Raw genomic sequence first — 23,256 nt, 5'->3', positions numbered from 1 at the left:
TTTTTTCTAGGTTCGGTGCGCTCTCGTTCCTTTCGTCTCTCAAGCGCATTTACCAATGTATCTAACCTTCACGGGTTTGTCAACCCCTTTTTCCAACTTTTTTTTCCTTTTTTGAGAATCCTTGCTCCGAAGGAGTTTGAGGTAACTGTTCCCTTGCTAGAGATAAAAGAGGGGGATGAGTTTTTGTAAGATGGGTCATGAACGTAGGCTATCACTGGACAATTATAAAAAATGGTAAGGGGGTAGAGGCAGCCCAAGAGTTAATTGCCCATAAGTATATTGACTTTGGCATTGCTTAAGTTGCTCTTGCAGTTTGAGTACGTTTACCTGGGATATCAATATATAGATTCGTTCTCAATTGAGTTGGCTATCTGCGAGACGGCTTTCTGCAGAGGTCTGGCTAACCAGGTTTACTAATTGCTACCATTGTTGAGGTTGCTGTTCGTGGTATTCTAATTGACGCTGGCGCAATTGTGTTTTAGCTAAAAAGTAGTCTCGTCCTTCTAGGGAGGATGATTCTGTATTGGGTTGATTGAAAGGTTTTTGGGCTATTTTACACCCATTCCTTGTACCTGATTCATTTTTTCTTGTCTTCTCCTCCCCCCTGTTCTGGCTTTTCCCCTTTTTTCAGTAAGCCCTATTTATAACAGGACATTAAAAATAGAAGGATGAATTTTCTTCTGATGAATTATGCCCTCCAGAAATCCATTCAAAATCAAAACTTAGTTGAGCTAACCCTGATTGCCAATTATTTGATAATTCTAAACTAGCATCAGAACGACTTTCTTCTATTTTAACTTTTTTCATCCAGCTTTTGAGTTCAGGAACAGTTTCTAATATATTAATAATTTGCGACTTTAAAAAATCAAGGGATTGAGGGGAATGACACCATTCTATCCAATCAGACTGAATAATGGATTCGGTGCTGATTGGGTTTAAATCAAATTGAAGAGGTTGGCAGATGGCAATATCTAGTTCCCAAGAATCGTTTAAAAATTCAGCACTTAAAACTGCTAATAATCTTAGGGTTCCTGTTTGCCATCCGAATCCGGGTTGCAAAATTTTGGCTGGAATTCCACTCATCAATTGCATAATATTATAACGGCTTTTAATAATTTGCCATAATAATCTTAGTGATAAATCAATTAAGGGAATTTCAGGTTTAAGCTCAATTAAGCTAGAAGGAGATTTGGGGTTGTAAATAACATCGACTAATTCATCGGCAATTTGAATTAACTCAATCATATCAGTTTCTTCTTGATGATCAAGATTGAATATTTTTTTTTCTAAAAAAGAGTTTGGAGAATCGGCTAATTGTAATTTTTTTTTCTGTGGTAATCCTTGTGCGCCATAATGTTGAATTTGGGTTTGAATATAAGGTTGAATAATCTTGGGATCAGTTAGCCTAATATTCATTTCTAATAGAGAAAATTTGGGAACAGAAGATAAAATTGAATATTCTATATCTTGAATAGGTGTATTTTTAAATAGGTCTTCTTCTAGGCATATATGATCTAAAGAGTGATCAAAAAGGCTGACCTCTGATGTTTTCGGATCAGGAATAAACTGAAAGCCCAGGTCTATACTAATTTGGATAGGCTCCCATGTATTGTGGGGGGAGAGAAATGTAGTTTTGATAGGAGCAGTCAACAGATTAAGGGTTGGACAATTATTTTCTATATGCTGAATAATTTGTTTTAAAAAAGATTGTATTTCTAAAGGATGCTGGCAAAAAGAACAATCATTAGATTGAACATAGGCTTCTGAAGTCATCAGAGGGGGCGGAAAATCATGGGTTGCTAAATCAATTAAACTATATAAATTATCATTTTTAATCATGAGGCTGGCAACTAATCTTAATTTTCCTTGTACCCAGTCTTGATCCGGTAATAAAATTTCCGCATTAATTCCAGTTAGAAGTCGCATTAGTTGATAGGAACTTTGCGCTAAATTCCATAATAACTGAGAAATTAGGGTATTAAGAAATAAAATAACTGAGGGTTGAAGCTTTAAGTCTTTTGTATCACAAAAACTGGGTATATTTTGAGAAGTAGAAATCGTGTATTTTTGATAAGCGACTAGAACGTCCGAGACTTCTTCTGTGACATAAGGAATTAAGTTTTCAGGGGTTTGGGGTAAGTTGGACGGCCAAGATCCATTGGGTGAGCGCAAATGAGCAATAATTTGAACTAATCCTTGCATAGCTTGGACAATAGGAGAAGGGATCTCAAGAGAAGGTGGAACAGAATCAAAACTCATTGAATGACAAAACTTAATTAAAGTTTGATCCAGAGAATGACTAAATTTTTGAGGGTTAATGGGTGATGATTTTTCTCGGTCATTGGTTATTTGGTGAGAAGAATCGATAGATGATATTAAGGGATTGTTATTCATAAGTCTTTCTCAAAATTGAGGGATTTTACGAAATGTAGATAACCTTGTTTTTCCGTATAAGTAACAATGGCTAAACCTGTTTTTTCTAAAAAAGCTAGAGCTTTAGGATTAACAGGGCCAAAGTCATAGCCGATCACACTTCCTTCTAAATCAAAGAAGGTGTATTTTCCGTGTTGATCCCCTATAACATATCCCCAACGGGTAGCGCAAGCAACAGTTGCTGGCGAGGTTAAAGGAATACGCATAATGCTCAGGGGTCTTAAGCGCAAGAGGATCAGATACGGTTGCTCATCTAGCCCAAGACCTAATAAGGTATAGGGTTGGGGAGTGGGTAAGAGTTGTTTAAGAGGAATGGATAATTTCAGATTTCCAATAGGTGTTCCTCGACGAGTATAGACCCTAAACATATTAAAATTTTGTTTTTTAAAGTTGAACCAAACACTGAGTATATGTCTACGATCTAAAAATAAAACTTCTGGAACTTGAGAAACAGGAAGGGTTAATTTTTTAGTCAGTTTGGCAACCGGATAATCTGATGGGTAAGTCAAAGAATAAAATCGTAATTGTCCTGAAACTGCTAAAGCCATATATTGACTATCTTGATTGATCGCTATTTTATATAATAACGGTGGAGTCGTTATCGTTTTCAAATGGTTTACATCTTCATAAACCTCAGAAGGATCAGGAGAAGAAGAGGGTTGCCGATGGGGTTGTAAGGATTGAATTGTGTTTAAATTTAATAGAGATTGAAAATTCTTTTGAAATGGAGAAAAGTGATGAATTTGATGTGATGTTAAAACACAACAACCCTGTTTGATGGGAACCATTCCCAAAATCGGTTCAGGACAATTAATTTGATCTTGAGAACAAATGGCAATTTGCTGATCTGGAGGAGAAGAATTAGGGGGAGTAGACCAGATTTCTAAGGTTTGGTTAAATGCGGTATAAAGATAAGGGAAATTAGCAATACAACTTAGAGGAAATTGGGATTGTTTAACCGCAGGTAAAGAAATAGAGTGATGGACTAATAGAGGAGAAACAGAAGGATTAATTTCCCCTAATCGGGAAGAATTTTTAGAGAGGGAATTGGGATCTTTCCAAGGAATAATAAAGTCTGCTAAGTTTTGAATTTGGGGAGAACTCATCACTTGTCGCAATGCTTCTGCCATTTCTTTGGCACTGCTATAGCGACGAGCCGGAAGCTTTTCTAAGGATTTTTGAATGATCATTTGTAACGCTTCAGGAATTTCTGTGGGGATCTGTAAGCGTTGATTTAACTGTGCCCACATTAATTCACCCGGTAAACCCTGAAAGGGGCGATCGCCCATTAACAGTTCAAATAATACAATTCCAACGGCGTAGATATCGGATCGGGCTGAATAAAGGCCATAAAATCGTTCTGGGGCCATGTAAGCTGGAGAACCCCCAGTAAACATCAAGTTTTTTTGCGGAACTGATAATTGACCAACAGTGGGAAGACGACGGGCTATTCCAAAGTCGGATAATTTTGAATGCCATCCCTGAGATTGTAGAGTCAGTAGGATATTTTCAGGTTTAATGTCACAATGGATAATGCCTCGTTGATGAGCGTAGTGTAAACCTTCTAAAACACCAATGATTAGATTTAGGGCTTCTTTTAGTCGCAGAGAATCTGGTTGTTCAAGAAGATGGCGAAGGGTTCCTCCTTCGCAATAGTCCATGACCAAGTATCGCCCGGTCTGGATATGCTCTAAACCGAGACAGGCAGCAATATGGGGATGTTGTAGACTAATAATAAACCATAGTTCCTGCAAGAATTGGTGAGTCGGTGCACGCTGATGGCTTAGTTCCTTTAGTGCAACCAGTTGTCCTGTGCGACGATCACTAGCACAGTAAACTCGACCAAACTGGCCTTGTCCTACTAATCCTAAAATTCGGTATCGAGAAGCCTGCATGGTGTGTTGTAGACCACCTTATTAACGGTATTTCCGATAGTATTAAAGTATACCTAAAATATAGGCATTACTGACCAATCATTTCGTTCCCCAGCAATGCTCTTGCTTACTTATGTTTTCTTCAATTGAATCAGAATCTACAAAACTACAGCGGGGGCCAGCCCCTACTAAAATCATACAATCTCAAAGCCAGTATCGAACTTGTCAGATCAAAGTGCCGGATTTAGAGAAACCGGTTCCTGCGGTTTGTGTCGATCAAGAATACTACAGTTTTTTTAAAGCGGTAGAAACTGCTGATAAAACTTTAGAAATTGTGGCTAAACTGGGAAATGGAGGTGACAGCACTGTCATTACAAAAACACCAAAAGGTTATGCAATTTGGGTGAAAGAGCCAAATGCTGAACCTCATCGTCCTTAAAGTTTCAGTTTCGGTATTGATTCAATTTGAGGGAATCAACCTTCCTATAATCTTGAATCGGACGGTTCAGTTGTGTGATCTACATTTTCCTGGTTTGTCGTCTAAATGTTTCGGGTAAAAATTATTCTCTCATTTTATTCTTCTGAAAATGGCTAAAACAATTCGACTGGAACCGATTGCCGAAGAAATGGCAGTAAAAACCAATTCTAATTTACTATCGGCACTGCTTGCAACAGAACTTCATGTCCTTAAAGAATGTGGGGGACGAGGAATGTGTGCAACCTGCCATGTTTTTATTAGAGATGGTATGGACGGTTTATCAAAAGTCAGTCGTCGTGAACAAAGGACGCTGGAAGTGATTACAACAGCTAAACCGAATTCTCGTTTAGCTTGTCAAGCTCATGTGCTTGGAGAAGGCATTGTTGTTGAATTACCTTCGGGGATGTATATTGATGCGATCGAAGATGTCGAATCCTTGATTGGCCGACGAGCCGAACAAGAACTTTTGCATCCTATTACAGGACAAGTTGTGGTAGAAACGGGAAAATTGATTACTCGATCCATTGTGAATCAATTGAAAGAAACTCGTTTCCAAGTGGGTGAATATTTAGCTCGAACTCGTAATGCTAAAGATGACAATAATCAGTAATTAGTAATTAGTAATCAGTAATTTAGGGGCAGTTTATTGATGATTAATTTGAATCAACATTTTTAAAATTTTACCTCTTTTATAAATTACTGATTACTAATTTATTTATCATATTTATATCCTTGTAATGCTTATGTTTACTCAGTTATATCGTTTGAGTATTGAGGTGGATGGCCGTTATGCAACACCAGAAGAATTAGGGTTTTTAAAATTTTATTTTGAAACTTTACCCGTTCGGATAAGTACCTATCAAAAGCTTCAAAAGTATGAATCTATTATTATTCAAAGAATACAAGATAAACTTCAACAAATCAACCCTAAAATCCTGATTAAAGGTTCGGTTAATTTAACTTCTAAATGGCGTTTAGATACGATCAGAATTTTACGATATTCAGCAATGACTTTATTAATTAATGATCCCGATTACTTGCAGGAAAGCTTATTAAGTTGGTTTGCAACTATTTTACAAGCCTTTAAGGTACAAGATATTACTCAATACACTTACAAAGCTATGTTTGATGTTCTCGAAGACTACCTCACCCCAGAGGAAAAAATTTTATTTTTTCCTCTGATCGAACTTAATTTGAAAATTTTGTGCAAAAAAAGCTCGTTATAAATTAATGGTTTTGGATCAAATCATTTATAAACTTTTCCATTGGGCAATATTGCACCCTGTAATTGTGATCCCTTAATTTCAGCATTCGCTAAAATTGCTCCTTTTAAATTAGCTCCTCTTAAATCAGCTTTGCTTAAATTAGCACCCATTAAATTAGCATCTGCTAAATTGACATTTCCCAAATGAGCATTTCTTAAATCGGCATTAATTAAACAAGCTTTACCCATGTTGGCAGAACTTAAATTACTAGCACTTAAGTTAGCTTCCATAAGTAAAGCTCCCTCTAAATTTGCTTCGCTTAAATAAGCTCCTGCTAAATTAATACCCGTTAATAGTTTTTGTCTTAAATCAATTGCTCCTAAGTCAGCACCACTTAAATTAATACCACTAAGATGAGCGCCATTTAAACAAACATTGCGAAGATAGGTTTTACTCAAATTGGCTTTACTGAGATTGGCTCGGCTTAAGTTCGCTTCATTGAGATCGGCTTCTAATAAACTAGCAGAATTAAGAAAAGCATCTGTTAAATCAGCGTGTCTTAGATTCGTTTTTAACATTTGAGCTTTTCTTAAATCAGCTCCTTTTAAATTAGCTCCACTTAAATTAGCTCGAATAATAGTGGCTTGACTCAAGTTGGCTCCTGATAAGTCTACATCTTTTAAATTCGCTTGAGTTAAATCTGTATTGTTCAAGATGGCTTGACGAAGGTTGGCTTTAATTAAATAAGCTTTAATCAGACAAGCTTGAGTCAATACGGCTTCTAAGAGAATAGCAGAACTAAAATCAGCACTTTTGAGATTAGAATAGCTTAAATCTGCTTCTTGCAAATTCGCCCAGTTCAGGTGAGATCCTTCGAGATTGACTCGACTTAGATTAGCCTTAGTTAAAATCGTACCACTGAGACTAGCTCCTGTCAGATTAGCCCCTGCTAAATTAGCTCCGGTCAAATTTGCTTTACTTAAATTTACCAGACTGAGATGGGCTTCGCTTAAGTCAGCATTACTAAAATCTGCACCGATCAAATGAGGACGATTTTGAGGTTCTCGAACATTAGTTAAACCCAGAGTTTGTACCCCATTCGGTCGATAAGAATTGCTGCTCAAAATCACACCTCGCAGATTGGTGCCTTTAAAATCCCGTTCTCCATCTGCATATCGACTCAGCAGTTCAATAGCATCCATGGGTTTAACCTAAAATAATTCGCCTATCAAGGGATCATTTCTACATCATGATGTTTCGCGTAATTCTTGAAGAATCGTTTCATGATCTTTCCCCTCATTAACCCAGGTTTCTGCCACTTGTAAACGATTATTCAAACCTAGAATAAATCGATTACAATCTGCGCCCATTGATTCACAAGTTGTTTGAATACAATGGAGATCTCGTCCTGTTAATCGACTAAAAAAGGAACTAAAAACTCCCGCTTCTAAAAAACAAGCTGGTTGTTTTCCTTGGGGAGCGACGCTGGCAAAAGGTGAATTTTGAGTAATGAGAATGATCAATCCCGCGTTAACATATTGGGCATCAAAATCAAAGGTTCCCCAACCATGAGTTTTCCAACATTGTTGTAAACATTGAATCAATTCAACCATTTCCATCTGTGCTACAGGTTTGCCATAATATTCGCTGATTTCTTCACAAAAACGAATATAAAAATTCTTTCCCCACCAACGACCACAATTGAATAAAACTAAGCGAGTAGCTTGACCTGTTTCTTGTTCCAATCCAGAATAGATTGCATCAAGTAACGTAGAAGGAATTCCGAGTAAACGAGCACCGAGACGATTTTCTAGTAAACCTAATTCTAAATCTCCTTTAATATAAGCATTGTAGGCGAAGTAGTTACCCGGAAGTTGAGGTTTAGTCAGTAAGTTGCTAATTTCAATCATAATTTAATCAGGAGTATTGATAGTTGATAGTGAACGGTGAATGGTTGCTCAAGAGATAGGTTCAGGACATACAAGAGTAGGGGGTGTTGACGGCTGAATTGTTTTAAGTTTCAGAGTCTAGTAAGCCGGTTTTTACCTGTTCTAAGAAGGGTTGCAGAAAAATGATGGCTTTGGGGGAAAGTAATTCATTTAAACGAGCTAGAAGAAGTTGATAAATTTGGCTATCAATGGATTGGGTATTATGGGCTTTAATTAAACCTGATAACCATTCAATAACTCGTTGTTTAAGGTATTCTGAATCATTTAATAACATTGCCATGGCACTATGGCGCAGGATGAGAATCCATTGCTGTAGAATTTGTTCTAAGCGTTCTTCCTTTTCTTGAGGAAATAGTTTAGGAACTTGATCGGCAATTGGCTGAAAAATCATGACTTCTCGATCCCGAAGAAATTCATAAATTTTTAATCGTTGGGCTAAAGTTTCTGCATAACTTTTAAAACCCTGTAATTCCTCTGTCTGAAGATAGCGATTTTCCGCCTGAACTAATAATTCAGTTAATTCCGTTTGCATACAGATTCACAATGTTCAGTAAACAGTAAACAGTAATCAGTAACTCGTTTTTGGTTTTGTAGTTTCAACGGACGGGTAGGCTAACAATTGATAACTACTGATGATTAATTCTTGACTGGTAACTGATTTTTTAATAACTGAAGAATCCCATTACTTGAGTTGGCTTCTAAAATAAACCCATTAAATCGTCAATGGTAACATCTAATTCTTCCGAAGGATCAGACACAGACGTAGATGTTGACGATATAATCGGCATAACCCCGACTTGGGGTATTCCTTCCCAATCAATGCCTTGAAAAAAATCAGTGACGGACAGGGTTAAATTAATGGGTGAAGAAGTAGAATGACCATTTGCTACCCGTGAAGGTATACCCAGCCAGTTGAGGTTACTAAAAAAGTCTTGAACAGACTCATTCATCCAAGTTTTGTGATGGTTCATCGTAAGATAACCCCATCTTGTAATTTCCGTTGAATATCTCTGGCGGTTGCTCCTTCATTCAACCAAAAACCAGCCGCATCAATGCGATCAGGATTTCCTAACAGAAACTTACAATAAGTTTCTCCCATCGAATAACATTGTAATTCAATACAACTGAGACTTTTTTTGACCAATTTGCTAAAAAATCCCGCAAATAATCCGGCATAAATATGACAAACTGGTTTTCCGACATCTCCTAGACTGCGAGCAACGGCAGAGTCAAATAAGTTAATAAAAATACACCCATGTTTGCGATCGCTCATATCAACTTCCCAACGTCCCCAGCCTTGGGCGGTGAACGGCCACCACCAAGTTTCTAATAAAAACATGAGGTTGGATTGGCGAATACTTTGGCCATACTCGGTTTCATACCAGTGTTGGAAAAACTCAGCATCCTTAACTCCCCACTCTTTGCCAATGGTATACATAATGACGGATGAAGCATTTCCAACTTCTTCTTCTAATCCTTCGACCAACCCAATAATAAAATCTTCGCTGGTAAAGATATTTCGCATTTCATTCCAGTCTGTCACCGTTCCCATCGGTGAGTTAAAACTGAAAAAATCTTGAAATCGATAGTGATTATGAGCTTTGGGATGGGTTTTTTTTAGTTTGGATTGATTCTCCATCTGATGTTGGGCTGCGGTGGTTAAGACCATCGGCTGCATACTCCTTTTTAGTCAACTAGGATTAATCGGTAAGTTTAGGTTGATCAGCAATCATGGGGGTGTACAGATACACGCTACCGCGTCTCTAAGCACAGCAACTTTGATTAAGAATCGCAGTTGTTTTCCTGAATGTTTCCCTCAAGAAAGAAGGCTCAAGCTTCTTGTAACACATCAGGTTGCTGGTTTGGGAGGTTTCCGCAATCAAATTTGTCTGTTAGTTGACTCTACCTAAGTTCTCAACAGGCAAAATGAATGCACCCCTGTATCTAATGTAACTCGATTCTTTGCGGTGAAACATCACATTTTTTGACAGACAGAAAGTGGGGTGTAGGGTGTCAGGTCGAGAAGTCAGGAGTTAAGGACTTCCCCAATGCTTGGGGTGCTTCCCGTCCTGATCAATAGGTCTTTGAATGGTTCAGGGTGTGCTGGAGGGATGAAATACTGGAACATTCGCTGTCGTTTTGAATAGTAGGTTGTAGAATTTGTTGGGCTGGTATTTCGATCAAAAATTTAGTGTATTCTCCCAATTGAGATTCACACCAGATCCGACCTTTATGACGTTCCACAATAATTTGATAGCTAATTGACAACCCTAAACCTGTTCCACGCCCGACAGGTTTTGTTGTAAAAAACGGATCAAATAATTTAGAATGAATTTCTTTAGGAATCCCCAAACCATTATCAGCAATTTCAATCAAAATTTGTTGATGACGGATTAATAACGTACGAATCTCTATTTGAGGCTGAATCTGGGATTTATCAGGGGAAATCAAAGAAAATTTATTCTGCATCATTGAATCATGGAGGGCATCAATAGCATTGCTAATCAGATTCATAAAAACCTGATTCAGTGGCCCTGGATAGCATTCAACTAACGGAATATTTCCATAGTGCTTAACCACTTCAATTCCAGTAAATTTCCCTTGAGCTTTCAGTTTACTTTTCAAAATCATCAAGGTACTTTCTAAACCTTCATGAATATCAACCTGCTTCAACTCTGCTTCATCATGACGAGAAAAAGTTCTTAACGACCGAACAATATCTCGAATGCGATTGGCTCCCACCTGCATTGATTCAACAATTTTCGGAAAATCTTCCTTGAGGAATTCTAAATCAATCGATTCTATTTCTTGCTGAATTTTTGGACTCGGATTTTTATACTCTTGTTGGTAAATTTCAAGTAAATTGAGGACATCACGAGTATAATTTGTGGCATGGATTAGATTGCCATAAACAAAATTAACAGGATTATTAATTTCATGGGCAATTCCGGCAACCAATTGACCTAAACTCGACATTTTCTCACTTTGAATGAGTTGTATTTGAGTTTGTTTAAGTTCTTTTAAAGTGTTTTTGAGTTGATCATTTTTTCGTTTTAATTCCAGAGAGGTTTTTAATCGTTCTTCGGCTTGTTTTAAAGCTTCCTCAGCGCGTTTATGGGCGGATAAATCTCGAAACGTCCCCATAAAGAAGGATTGATAGCCAAATTTGACCTGATTAATGGTGGCTTCTAACGGAAAACAAGAGCCATTAGCTCGACGACCCACAACGGCTTGACGACCTTGTAAAAGCCACTTTTCTAATAAGGTTTTTTGTTCTTGAATCTGGGAGGTGGGCCAGTCAAACAAATGCAGAATTGACATTCCAATTAATTCCGAAGCTGAATATCCAAATATGATTTCGGCGCTGGGATTTGCCCTTAAAATTTCTCCGGTTGGGTTGGCAAACGTGATCATGGCATCTGTAGCATTTTCAATAATCGCTTCGGTTTGGCTTAAGGAATCTTCTAAGGCTTGCATGACTTGGTTATAGCGAAAGCCTATTTGACCAACTTCTGTAAAGCTATTTTCAGGAACTCGCCGTTTAAAATCTTGGGTACGAGCTTGATATTCCATGACTTCAAACAAATCATAAATTTCCGTGCGAGCGCCATGTTCAGAAATATTCAACCCAACTGTTTCTGCTTCCACAGAAACCCGCAAGGGAAAATAACGATTGAGGATGGATAAAACTAACCAAGTTAAGCCAAATCCCCACACAAAAGAAACACCAATTCCTAATAATTGAACCAGCAGTTGTGCATTGCGAGATAACCCTGTATTGAGTAAATCCAGATTTCCAAAAATTGCAACGGCTAGGGTTCCCCAAACGCCTCCACCCGCATGAACCGCAACGGCATCAACGGCATCATCAATTTGCCATCTTTTGAGGGTAACAGACACTAACATCATAATGGCTGCCCCAATTCCACCAATAATCGGAGCCATGGGGGTTGAAACGACATGGTTCGATGCAGTAATAGCAACTAACCCGGCTAAGGAACCATTAATAATCAGTTCCACTTCTGGGCGACGATGCCAAACCCAACTCAGAGCCGCCCCCACTAACATTCCTGATGTTCCGGCCAAAACCGTATTAACAATAATGGTGCTAACTTGAATATCTAAATGTAAGTAACTACCCCCGTTAAATCCTAACCATCCTAACCACAGCAACATGGTTCCCAAGACTGAAAACTGGAGGTTTGACCCCCGCATTTGTTGAGGCGGTTCCTGGCTGGAAAAGCGCCCCATGCGTGGCCCAATCACCAGTAAAACGGCCAAAGACACCCATCCTCCGATACTATGAACGACGGTAGACCCCGCTACATCGACAAACCCCAGTTCTCCTAACCACCCGGTTAAATCATTGGTTTCAATGCCATTCCAAGCCCAACGGCCAAAGATGGGATAAATGATCCCAGAGGTCAAAGCTGCCACTAACAAATAAGACCCAAATTTCATGCGTTCCGCCGATGCGCCTGAAACGATTGTTGTGGCGGTACTACAAAACATGGTCTCGAATAGAAAAAAAGCCGCTTTCTCTGGAGAAGAGGTGGTATCAAAAAAGAAAGCTTGTGGGTCAATTCCTCCTGTGGGTGTCTGGCTAAACATCAAGGCATAACCAAAAGCCCAAAATAGGGCTACGGAAATCCCAAAATCGGCAAAATTTTTGACTGCAACATTAATACTATTTTTGGAACGGGTTAAACCGGACTCTAAACACATAAATCCGGGCTGCATTAAAAACACTAAGCCCGCACAAACCAGCAGCCAGAGAATATCAATCACTGAATTATCGATTACTCACTTAAGTTAATTGTCTCAACTTCTCTTAGGAGTTTTTGTTGATTTTTATACAGTTAATCGAGAACGGTTTGAGTTAACGAGATCCTTCATCCTAACCCATCCGCTATAAATCCGATGGTTGTAGGGAAAAAACCTTACATTAGGAAAAAAAATACTTGAGGTGTTGACAAAGGGAATCAGGTTTGGCTACAGTAACAAGCGTGTGAGGAGCGAACCAGCAGGGACACCGAGACGAAACACGGCCAGTCGCCGGTGTCCTTTCTGAACAGAAGGAAACATACGTTCTTCAAAAGACTGCCACTTTGAAGACTTAATTTTCAAAGATCTTGAACCGTTTAAGGTCATGACTCAACTCCCTAGTCTCTAGGCTTGGGAGATATCGCTAATAGAAATCAACATTTTGTCCTGAATGACCCAGTATTTTGCTACAGTTGCCAAGGGTTTAGAATTTATAGCTGCTCAAGAGTTGGAACGTCTAGGAGCACATGATGTTCGTCCTGACTTTGCTGGAGTTCATTTCACAGGTTCTCGTAAACTGCTTTATCGAGTCAATCTTTGGGGGAGAACCCTATTTCGGGTGTTAGTACCCATTGCTGAATTTCCCTGCGCCAATGCTCAACAATTGTATCAAGAAGTTCAGAATATTGATTGGACAGAATATTTATCTCCTTTGAATACCTTTGCAGTTAACTGTACTGGAAAAAATGAAGCGTTAAACCATAGTCATTTTACAGCCCTTCAAGTTAAAAATGCCATTATTGATCAACAACGTTTAGAATTTGGGGAACGTTCTAATATTGATATTGATCATCCTGATTTATGGATTAATCTTCACATCCATGAGAATCAAGCAATTTTAAGTTTAGATAGTTCTGGAACCAGTTTACATCGACGGGGATATCGTCCAGCCGTTGGACTTGCACCTTTAAAAGAAAGTTTAGCGGCGGCTTTATTAGACATGGCAGAATGGAATCCGAATTTACCGTTTTTAGACCCTTTATGTGGGTCAGGAACTTTACCCATAGAAGCCAGTTTAAAAGCCTTAAATATTGCACCCGGATTATTTCGAGAAAGCTTTGGGTTTATGAAGTGGAAAGATTTTGATGCTAAATTATGGGATAGTTTAAAGCAAGAAGCATTAGAAGCGCAATTAACGACTTTATCCGCTCCTATTCTCGGTTCTGATCAAGATGGTGATATTGTTAATCAAGCTTATGAAAATGCTCAACGGTGTGGCGTTTCTGAACAAATTCAGCTACAGCAATTAGAATTATCTCAGATTGAACCTCCAACCAGTCATGGAATTATTATTTGTAATCCTCCCTATGGAGAACGGTTGGGAAATATTGAAGAATTAGCTCCTTTATATAAGCAATTAGGAGATATTTTTAAACAACGGTTTAAAGGGTGGACAGCTTATATTTTGACAGGAAATAAAACATTAGGAAAACAAGTGGGTTTGCGAACTTCTCGCCGAATTGCGGTTAATAATGGTGCGTTACCCTGTACTTTGTTGAAGTACGAACTTTATTAAGTATGGTATGTCTAAATCAATTGTACAACTGTTTTGATTCCCAATTTATTGTAAGGTGTAAGGGCGAGGAAACCTCACCCCTACCTAGAAATAGCAATATTAGTCAAGAATAGTGAGATTAAAGCTTTTTCCAATTTGAGTTAATTGATGAGTTTTAGAATCATAACCCCAGACTTTCATTTGATGATTTCCAGGTGGTAAAATTGCAGTGGGAACACGAATCATCCATCCTGATTGTTCCAATTTTGGATTAGATAAAACTTGAACTACATCCGGTCTAGCAATATTAACTTGTCCCACAGCAATTAATTGATTATTTTCCCCTAAGCTTAAATAAACTGCATCCGCAGGTTTTGATTGTTGAGGAAGAATAGACCATCCGCCAATTAATAAATCATCTTGTTGATGGATAGCTTGGGTTGGAATGGATTCTATTGAACCATTTAATAATTTAGTTTGAGTAAATTTTAACGGTTGATTACTCCGTTTCCAAAACCAATGGGATTGAACCGTTTTATAGGGTTGATAGGTTTTTAAAACATCCTGATAAATTAAAGCCGCTGATTCAGATTTTAACACTAAATCCCAAGGATTGTGATACCACATTTCATTCGTTAATAATAAAATATTGGGTTTTGTTTCATTCAGTTCTTGAATCACTTGTTGTTGAGCAACGGTCGGTTTTGCATAAAGGACATAACCATATTTAGAACAGGATGGTTTATTAAATAAATAATACCATAATCCTTCAGAAGTTAAGGTATAAAAGCAAGATTGTTGATCAATTTCTGGTTTTAGCGTGTTCCAAGCTTCTAAATAATCAGGTTTTAAGAGTGCTTCATTAGGAGTGGATAAAGCTTGAGGAAGTTGAGCTATTTTTTCTATCCCTTTAATCAGATTAAAACCCGGTTCAGTTAAGATAATTGTAGCCAAAATCAGAAGCATAAATGTTTTTTGCAGTGTAGTTATATTGAATTTATATAACTGCGGTTCTATTATATTTTTATAGCCTAAATAAACTAGGTAAAATCCTAAAAAAGCCGTGATTAATGCGCCATGATAAGCGTGTGCGATATCGCTTCTATCGAGGGTAATTCTCATGTAAACTGATGCAGATACCCATAACAAAATAATCAGATAATTGCTTTGAATAAATGGAAGAAGTTTAAAACCATAATTCTTAAAGTCTAATAGCAGATAAACTAAAACAACACTTTGAACCAACATTGATAACCAAAAATTTTGTGACGTCCAAGTCAGTTCTAGGGTAGGAAGAGGAATAAAAGAAATATAGCGTCCGTATTTTCCCCAATATAAAACTTGAGAGATAATCGCATTAATTTGATCAAAACCTAAGAGGATTAAACTAACAATAGAAGCAGTAATAATTCCAATTAATGTTCCTTTTATCCATAAAATCTTGGTTTTATTAGGCAAAAATAATGATAAAATACAAGTGAATAAATAAACCGCTATAAAATATATGGCTCGATCATAAATATAGAAAAAACTACTAGGAATTGAGGCTCCAATTAAAACCGATAACCATTGTGCTTGATTGGTTTGAGTTTCAGCTATTCTAAAAAAACGTAACGTTAAAGCTAATTGAATAATAAAGCTGGTTCCTCGACGACCATCAAATTTATAAAAAATTCCATCGAAAACACAAAATAAAAGACAGGATAGCAAAAATATTTTTAATCGATGTTTACGGATATTGGCTAAGTTAATTAATTCCCACAAGATCCAAAAATAGCCTAAACAAGTGATGACATTCTCTAAATTTACAAATAACCGAGTTACAGCAATTCCATTATTTTGAGTCGCCAGATTTTTTGCTAACCAACTGGGAAGAACATCAACACCATAGCCATGAATTAAAACCGTATTAATAAAAGGTTGTTTGAGTTGTAAGAAATTCGGTAAAAAGCCTAAAAATTCTCCTTCATGAAAAGAATCTATTAAAGTTGAACTAATTTTAAATTGATTGAATGGAGTATTAATTAACCAAACTAAAAGTAAAAGACCACTGACTCCTATCCACGTATAACGATGGTTAAGAACCTGAAAAATTTTTTTGAAAGGTTTTTGATTAATATTTAAGACTAGGGTAGCTATCAAAGGAGGAGTCAAAAGTAAAATAATATATTTGAGATAGTCTGTATAAGGACTAATATTCTCAATACTGGCTAAAGAAATAACACCATTTTGATGACTTCCAAAGGGAATTTTAATGGAATTGACAATCGGTATTAAAATAATCCAGCTTGTTATAGAGATACAGAGAGTTAAAACTAAAATGGATTTCATTTTTTTATTTTTTAACTTTGAAATATCATTCATAAATTTAACCTGATTTGAGTTTACTTCTATTCAAGTAGACTAATTTTTTCTATGTTTTTGTTTGTCCTTGGTTCGATTAATAAGAATAATCCGTAACCCGCTAAAATACAAATTAGAGGCATTATCGGAGTTCTAAATCGAGTGCTTGCTCCATCTGGCCCACCAGCTAATATACTTAAATAAGTGAGTAAGCAAAGTATCACAATAACATAAAATTGATTGATTACCTGCTTTGTCAGAATTGCTTTGAACATGAGTGCCATATAGATTAGGATTAGAATTTCTAAAAGTAACCAAATTAAAAATATGGGCAAAGGAACTTGATTAAAATAAAATAGTACCCCACCAATAAATCCTTTATGAAAAAATTCTGTGAGGTAGTTAAAGAACATATCGTTAGTTTCACTAGGGGTAGCTAACTTAAAAAAACGAACAAATTGCCAAGGAACAGAATTAAATAAAAGATTTAAAATTCCATTGATTCTAAGACTCAAATAAATGAAGGGATTGCTTAAAATTATTCTTTTTGATTCTTGAGAAAAATAGTTATTGATTTTAATAGTATTTTTCTGATCTTCTTTAGAAATCTCGTTATTAATTTTTACAGGAATATAGTCCCAAACTTCTCGAAAATGAAGTTTATACTTCGCACTTAAAACCGATGAAGTGTGCCAGTAGTATAAATGACTTTCTTGAATTGAGCAGAAACCCGTGTAACCTGTTTCTATTTTATTCCGTAGTTGCCATAAATATAGGGGAGATACAGAAATCACAAGAAACAATATAGCATGAAATAAAACAATTTTACGATAATTAAAATTTTTAATTGCATAAATAATAAGCATTAAAACAATTAAATAAGGCAGATAATAATTGATAGGTCTAACAAATGTAGAGGCAACAAGAAATAATCCAGCAAAAATTATTTCTCTTATGGATTTATTTTTAAAATATAGAATTAATTGATAAACAAAAGCAATAAATAAACTCGTAAATAAAGTTTCTGTTAACAGACGATTAGCTAAAATAATAGATAAAGGCTCTATTGATAATAAACAACTGGCAAAAATTGCTGCTTTTTTAATTTTAAAAACAAGTAAACTGATTCGATAAACTAAATAAACAGTCCAACAACTTAAAATAAATTGTAAAAAAATCGTGAACAATTCTGGATGCCCTAAAAGAATTCCTGGTATTAAAAAAATAGAATATCCTGGAGTGCGGAAAACTTCTGGAATACCGTCTGTGGTAAAGCGACCTGTATTTAAAAGTTCAATAGCAGGTTTCAAGTAAGTTGGTGTATCTGCTGCATGAAAAGACAATAGGTATGCTTGACTCTCCCAGTTAAGTATTACATTTACTATGAAGAAGAAAAAGCGAATAATAAAGGTTATTCCTACAACCCAAACAATGATATTTATTTGTTTTAAATGGGGAAAAACTGACTTAATAATCATCTTAGTTACTAGATATGTTTTCTAAATTCAATTTTTGTTGTTCGCCAGAAGAGAAGGAATACAATTTATGTCCGGTAAAACTAATCATAGCCACACAAGCAGCACTCGCTAAACGAGATAAAGTTGGATGCCAACCTAATTCATTAATTAACAGTTGTAATAGCCCTAAATTAGCTAATAAACTATTTAAAGCAACGGTGGCAAATACGCCATATTGAATAAACCAGTTTTTCCAATAGACTCCAAAAACAAAACGACGACTTAACCAAAAGTTGGTACTGAGTCCCAGAAAATAACTAATTCCTAATGCAAAAACATACCAAATTCCTGACTGAATTAGGATTGAAAAAACCAGAACATCAACAATGGTTGCTGCACCGCCTGTAAATAAATATCCCCCAAATTCTTGGAGAACTTTTAAGGTTTGACGACGACGAGAAAGGCGAGTTTGGGTTGCTGCGGTTGTCGCTGCTTCTGCACTCGCTTCTTCGACATATTCACTATCACTATTAATATCCCAAAGGTTATGTTTACCTGGAGTTAAAACGTTCTCCGCCGCAAAGATTCCCATTAATAAACTATGGTCTTGATTATTATACTTAAATGCACCATAGCGTCCCACTAATTGCAAATTTTGAAAGGTTTGTAAATAATGTTTAATTTCTGATAATGCGGCTTGATAATTTCCCGCATAAACCGGGTAAGTTCGAGGTAAACGAACAATAAACCCTCCAGAAACGGTTTGATTTTTTAATAATCCAATTTTTCTTAATTCTGTTTCCGCTAATATTCGCAACTCATCTTCTGGACATTGCCATAAATCATCATCAAAATTACACCAATATTCACAACACAGAGGAGTTTGTTCAGCATTTGCTAACATTTCGGGTGACCAGTTGGCAAAATTGGTGACTCGTCCAACTTGAACCCTGGGGTCATTAATATATAACCAATTATCAGGAAAAAGATTACCTCCTTCTACCATTAAATAAACTAAAATTGTATTTCTAAATTTTAAGGATTTTGCTGCATCAATAACAGGTTGAGGGGGAGATTGTTGAAGTTGTTGAATTAAATGGGTTAGAGGAATAGAAGAAATTACTCCTCCACAAGCAACAGTAGTTTCCTCTTTTGTAATGCGATTTCTCAAGGTAAGATGGGTGACTTGAGAATGGTGATCATGAACTTGAATAACTTCTGTATTTAATAAAATCGGTTGTTGATGTTGTTGTAAATAATCAGCGATTTTTTCATAAAGTTGACCTGAACCTAAACGGGGAAATTGAAACTGGTCTATGAGATTTTTAACTTTCCCGTCATTCCCTAAAAGGGCATTTTTAATCGCTTTTGATAATGATAGTCCTTTAATTCGTTGTGCTGCCCAATCTGCACTAATTTCTGTACAAGGAATCCCCCATAATTTCTCGGTGTAACCTTCAAAAAATATTTCTGATAACCGTTTTCCAAACTTATTTTCTACCCATTCAGCAAAATTATTGGTTTGGCGTTTTGGAAATAATCTAACTGCTAAATAAGATAGAATAATTCTTAAAGTTTCAATTAACCCTAATGCGGATAAAACCTGTTGAGCTTTTAAGGGATAACTAAAATATTTTCCACCATAATAAATCCGAGTTAAACGGTTAACTGTAACTTGTTCAGTTCCTAAAACTTCATCCCAAAGTTGCAAAACCGGAGCAATTTTTGTATAAAATCGATGGGGGCCGTAATCTAAGATAAAGCCTTGATATTCTATACTTTTAGCTAAACCTCCGACTTGATGATCTCGTTCAACAACAACAACGGAATGACCTTGCTTTGTTAACGTATAAGCCGCAGCGAGTCCGGCTGGGCCAGCACCTAAAATATAAATGGGTTCCATCACACCTAATATTATCGTTTGATAAATTGTATCTATAATACAGGATTAGTTCGATAGTTTAACAAACTGACCCGATGAATACAATAATAAATCCTGAAAACGGCTAGGATTGTTTACGGTTAGGGTGTAAGATTGGGGTTGTACATCAGTGACTTGATAATCTGGAGTTGCAGGTGTATTTTTTGGAGTTAGAAAAAATAGGGTTTGGGGATTGGATAATTGAAATTGATATTGATTAATTTGAGAAGAATTAACGACGATTTTATCGGTGGGTTCTCGCAAGGTATTCATCATCACGAATAAAATATTATCTGTATAAAATCTAACTTTTTCAAAGGGTTTTTCAGTGGGTTTTTGCTCAAATTTAATATTAAATCGATTATTAATATCAAACAGATATAAACCTTGGATCAATCCCGTTCGATATAAATATGCGCCTCGATAATGATCAGGAACAGTGGTAATAATTGGAGATTCTACGGATGTTGTTTGCAAACTTAATAATAAACGTTGAGAAAGTTCGCCAGCGAATTGCCAATTTTGATTAACAGAATACAAGGATAATCCTAAACTGACTAATATTATAGAGGAAAAAGTTAAACAGAATGTAAAATTATTCAATAAAATAATTATTATTAAAGCAATATAAATAGAGGTAAAACTAGAACCCCAATATAAATAACGTTCTCCTTGAGTATCAAAGGGAGAAACGGAAACATTAATAGCGGGTAAAATACAAACCCAAAATCCAGCTATCAGTAACATGAAAGTTTGAGGAATTTGAGACGTGAATTGATGTCGATAATAACTTAAAATTAAAGCTAATAAAGATATGAAAATAATTCCCATAAAATTAATCAGCCAGACTGTCAAATTCAAAGAATCGAATTGAGGCGGTAAAAAGCTACGAGTGGGATAAATTATTAAATTGTAGAAAATTTGGGTCAGATTAAATTTAAGATGAATGCCTTCTCCATATCCTCCGACTAAGGTTCCTAACTTTAGATATCGACACAGAAAATAAAACCCTAACACCATTCCATAAAGTGAAACGATTGTTAATAACTTATTGAAAGTTCTGGGTTTTTCTTGTAAATGTTGGTAAAGTTCATAAGCTAGAATTAACCCAGGTAAACTCACAATCGATTCTTTACAAAATAAAGCAGCTAAAAAAGCAACTAAGGAAATCCATAGTTGTAAAGGTTGATCAAACTGTTTAAAGGTTAAATAAGTTGAAAAGGATAGTAAGGCAAAAAATGTGGCGATGACATCCGTTCGAGCCGAAATCCAAGAAACTGCTTCTGAATGGGAGGGTAATAATAAGAAAATAAATCCCGCAAAATAAGGAAAAAACCGCTTTAACTTTAATTTTAAACTTAAATTTAAACTCAATAAATAGGCAATTCTTCCCACTAAAAATGAATTTCCTAAATGAAAAGCAAAATTAGTGAAATGGTAGCCAAAAGCATTTAATCCCCAGATTTTATAATCTAAAAAACTAATTAACCCCAACAACGGTCTAAAAAATAACGATTGACCATGTTGTTGATTCACCCATAAGCCAAACGGCCCCAATTTAGATAATAAGGCAATTAAAACAAAATCATCCGAGAGGAAAAAACTATTCATCGTATTAGAATAAGCCATGAATCCGGTTAAGGCAATGATTACAATTAAAATCATTGAATAACCAGAAATTTTGGATAAAAATTTTGTTTTCATTTCCATGCTAAAATTTAGGCAAACTCATTTAGGCTAAGTTTATTTAGTATCAAGTTTTGGGGTGTTCCTGTCAAGCCATTTATGTGTCTAACGCCATTTAAACTTTTGGGAAAAATAGATCTCCAACCCCTAGTATTAAATGAGTCAATTTTTTACCTCGTAATTGTACAGACCTCTGGCTAAAAGAGTTCACCTCCGTTCCTGACGTGCTATGCTCCACAAAGAGTGTGTAAATATAAATTAAGAGGAGTGAATTTTATGGTCGCAACACCCGCTCAAACCCAGAACTTAAGTTCTTTCCAAAAAGAAGTCAACACCAGTCAACGCCGAACCCTATCTCATTTTGGCTTTATGGATCAACTTGGGGAACTTCCCAGCACCCCTTTATTTGGAACTGATGGTATCCGGGGGAGGGTTGGAGGGTTATTGAGTGCACCTCTAGCGTTACAAGTGGGTTTTTGGGCGGGTCAAGTGTTACGACAACAGGTTCACCATCCTGGCCCAGTAATTTTAGGCCAAGATACCCGTACCTCTGGCAATATGTTAGCAATGGCCCTCTCTGCGGGATTAATTGCTTCCGGGTTGGAAGTTTGGCATATTGGGGTTTGTCCCACACCTGGAGTCGCCTATTTAACCTCAACGTCTGAAGCCATTGGCGGTGTGATGATTTCCGCCAGCCATAACCCCCCAGAAGACAACGGAATTAAATTTTTTGGAAAAGATGGTACAAAACTATCCTCGGCGTTACAGCAGCAAATTGAAGCCGGAATTAGAGGAAATGCCGATTTTCCAATTATTTATAGTGACTGTGGCCAACACTATTACCGCCCCGAACTGATTCAACAGTATGGCCAATCTCTACACGGGCCATTACTCCGCACCACGAATTTACACGGAATGCGGGTGGTTTTAGATTTAGCTTGGGGTGCTGCGGTTTCCCTGGCGGCGCAAGTGTTTACAGAAATGGGGGCTGAGGTGATTTGCCTCCATGATCAACCCAATGGCCATCAAATTAACGTTAATTGTGGGTCTACCCATCTACACCAACTGCAACAAGCCGTATTAGAACATCACGCGGATCTTGGATTTGCCTTTGATGGCGATGCAGACCGAGTTTTAGCCGTTGATGGTCAAGGACGGGCTGTGGATGGAGATTATATTCTGTATTTTTGGGGCCAAACCCTCAGCCAAGCTGGACAACTTCCCGAAAATTTAATTATTTCAACGGTGATGGCCAATTTGGGCTTTGAACGAGCTTGGCAACAGTTCGGGGGCCAACTCATTCGGACTCCCGTGGGCGACCAGCACGTTCATGCTGAAATGAAACGTACTGGGGCGATGTTAGGGGGTGAACAGTCGGGACATATTCTCTGTCACCATTACGGAGTCAGTGGCGATGGCTTACTCACAGCTTTACATTTAGCAACATTAGTTAAACGTTCGGGTCAATCCTTAGCAGAATTAGTAGATAATAGTTTCCAAACCTATCCTCAATTATTAAAAAATATCCGGGTTGAGGATGTTTATCAACGGCGTCATTGGCAAGAATGTCAACCTGTAATCAAAGCCATTG

At 36.8% G+C, this 23,256-nt stretch carries 18 protein-coding genes; 6 read left to right on the top strand and 12 right to left on the bottom strand.

Translation table 11 applies throughout. The annotated features are described in order from the left end of the window. Positions 1-189 (top strand): hypothetical protein (locus ACKPEB_RS11725; protein ID WP_408965079.1); only part of this gene is annotated, 189 nt, incomplete at its 5' end. Between the two features lie 465 nt (positions 190-654). Here ACKPEB_RS11725 and ACKPEB_RS11720 read toward each other — a convergent pair. Together ACKPEB_RS11720 and ACKPEB_RS11715 are read right to left on the bottom strand one after the other, a co-directional pair. Beyond that, positions 655-2,394 (bottom strand): hypothetical protein, encoded by a 1,740-nt coding sequence (locus tag ACKPEB_RS11720; RefSeq protein WP_408965078.1) that lies wholly within the window; start codon positions 2,392-2,394, stop codon positions 655-657. Continuing rightward, a complete protein-coding gene (locus ACKPEB_RS11715; protein ID WP_408965076.1) occupies positions 2,391-4,328 on the bottom strand; it encodes a serine/threonine protein kinase in 1,938 nt (645 codons plus the stop codon). Before ACKPEB_RS11715 ends, ACKPEB_RS11720 begins: the two co-directional genes overlap by 4 nt. Before the next feature lie 112 nt (positions 4,329-4,440). Between ACKPEB_RS11715 and ACKPEB_RS11710 the strand changes: the two genes are divergently transcribed. The 3 genes from ACKPEB_RS11710 to ACKPEB_RS11700 all read left to right on the top strand — a co-directional run bounded on the left by ACKPEB_RS11710 (position 4,441) and on the right by ACKPEB_RS11700 (position 6,011). Further along, positions 4,441-4,746: a hypothetical protein gene (locus ACKPEB_RS11710; RefSeq protein WP_408967588.1), complete on the top strand. Its 306-nt coding sequence runs from the start codon at positions 4,441-4,443 to the stop codon at positions 4,744-4,746. A 148-nt stretch (positions 4,747-4,894) separates the two neighbouring features. Continuing rightward, positions 4,895-5,395: a 2Fe-2S iron-sulfur cluster-binding protein gene (locus ACKPEB_RS11705; RefSeq protein ID WP_408965074.1), complete on the top strand. Its 501-nt coding sequence runs from the start codon at positions 4,895-4,897 to the stop codon at positions 5,393-5,395. A gap of 127 nt (positions 5,396-5,522) precedes the next feature. Continuing rightward, positions 5,523-6,011: a phycobilisome protein gene (locus ACKPEB_RS11700; RefSeq protein ID WP_408971264.1), complete on the top strand. Its 489-nt coding sequence runs from the start codon at positions 5,523-5,525 to the stop codon at positions 6,009-6,011. A 20-nt stretch (positions 6,012-6,031) separates the two neighbouring features. Here ACKPEB_RS11700 and ACKPEB_RS11695 read toward each other — a convergent pair whose 3' ends face one another. The 6 genes from ACKPEB_RS11695 to amt form a co-directional block, all read right to left on the bottom strand. Beyond that, positions 6,032-7,192 (bottom strand): pentapeptide repeat-containing protein, encoded by a 1,161-nt coding sequence (locus tag ACKPEB_RS11695; RefSeq protein WP_408965071.1) that lies wholly within the window; start codon positions 7,190-7,192, stop codon positions 6,032-6,034. Between the two features lie 45 nt (positions 7,193-7,237). Next, positions 7,238-7,900, bottom strand: coding sequence for a V4R domain-containing protein (locus ACKPEB_RS11690; protein WP_408965070.1), 663 nt, complete (start codon positions 7,898-7,900; stop codon positions 7,238-7,240). Between the two features lie 103 nt (positions 7,901-8,003). Beyond that, complete coding sequence (locus ACKPEB_RS11685; protein ID WP_408965069.1) at positions 8,004-8,471, bottom strand: phycobilisome protein; 468 nt, start codon at positions 8,469-8,471, stop codon at positions 8,004-8,006. A 166-nt stretch (positions 8,472-8,637) separates the two neighbouring features. Next, positions 8,638-8,910, bottom strand: coding sequence for a hypothetical protein (locus ACKPEB_RS11680; protein ID WP_408965068.1), 273 nt, complete (start codon positions 8,908-8,910; stop codon positions 8,638-8,640). Beyond that, positions 8,907-9,608 (bottom strand): V4R domain-containing protein, encoded by a 702-nt coding sequence (locus ACKPEB_RS11675; protein WP_408965080.1) that lies wholly within the window; start codon positions 9,606-9,608, stop codon positions 8,907-8,909. Before ACKPEB_RS11675 ends, ACKPEB_RS11680 begins: the two co-directional genes overlap by 4 nt. Before the next feature lie 404 nt (positions 9,609-10,012). Continuing rightward, the gene (gene amt, locus ACKPEB_RS11670) at positions 10,013-12,727 is read right to left on the bottom strand and encodes an ammonium transporter (protein WP_408965067.1); all 2,715 of its coding nucleotides are present in this window, start codon (positions 12,725-12,727) and stop codon (positions 10,013-10,015) included. A 427-nt stretch (positions 12,728-13,154) separates the two neighbouring features. Here amt and ACKPEB_RS11665 point away from each other — a divergent pair, with 427 nt between their 5' ends. After that, the gene (locus ACKPEB_RS11665) at positions 13,155-14,279 is read left to right on the top strand and encodes a class I SAM-dependent RNA methyltransferase (protein WP_408965066.1); all 1,125 of its coding nucleotides are present in this window, start codon (positions 13,155-13,157) and stop codon (positions 14,277-14,279) included. Positions 14,280-14,378: 99 nt separating this feature from the next. Here the strand turns inward: ACKPEB_RS11665 and ACKPEB_RS11660 are convergent, their stop codons facing one another. From ACKPEB_RS11660 to ACKPEB_RS11645, 4 genes are read right to left on the bottom strand one after another with little or no spacing between them, the layout of a single operon-like run. Next, positions 14,379-16,622 carry a hypothetical protein gene (locus tag ACKPEB_RS11660; RefSeq protein WP_408965065.1) on the bottom strand — a complete coding sequence of 748 codons (2,244 nt, stop codon included), beginning with the start codon at positions 16,620-16,622 and terminating at the stop codon, positions 14,379-14,381. A 26-nt stretch (positions 16,623-16,648) separates the two neighbouring features. Continuing rightward, positions 16,649-18,079, bottom strand: a complete 1,431-nt coding sequence (locus ACKPEB_RS11655) for an ArnT family glycosyltransferase (protein WP_408965064.1) — start codon at positions 18,077-18,079, stop codon at positions 16,649-16,651. A gap of 1 nt (position 18,080) precedes the next feature. Beyond that, the gene (locus ACKPEB_RS11650) at positions 18,081-19,961 is read right to left on the bottom strand and encodes a GtrA family protein (protein ID WP_408965063.1); all 1,881 of its coding nucleotides are present in this window, start codon (positions 19,959-19,961) and stop codon (positions 18,081-18,083) included. Positions 19,962-20,006: 45 nt separating this feature from the next. Beyond that, positions 20,007-21,689 (bottom strand): hypothetical protein, encoded by a 1,683-nt coding sequence (locus ACKPEB_RS11645; protein WP_408965062.1) that lies wholly within the window; start codon positions 21,687-21,689, stop codon positions 20,007-20,009. Positions 21,690-21,941: 252 nt separating this feature from the next. On the opposite strand from ACKPEB_RS11645, the gene glmM reads away from it, so the two are divergent. Next, on the top strand, positions 21,942-23,256 hold a 1,315-nt coding region (glmM, locus tag ACKPEB_RS11640), incomplete at its 3' end, for a phosphoglucosamine mutase (RefSeq protein WP_408965061.1).

The sequence above is a fragment of the Planktothrix sp. genome, from assembly GCF_046067725.1.
Lineage (GTDB): Bacteria > Cyanobacteriota > Cyanobacteriia > Cyanobacteriales > Microcoleaceae > Planktothrix.
This window is presented reverse-complemented; position numbering and strand designations above follow the sequence as displayed.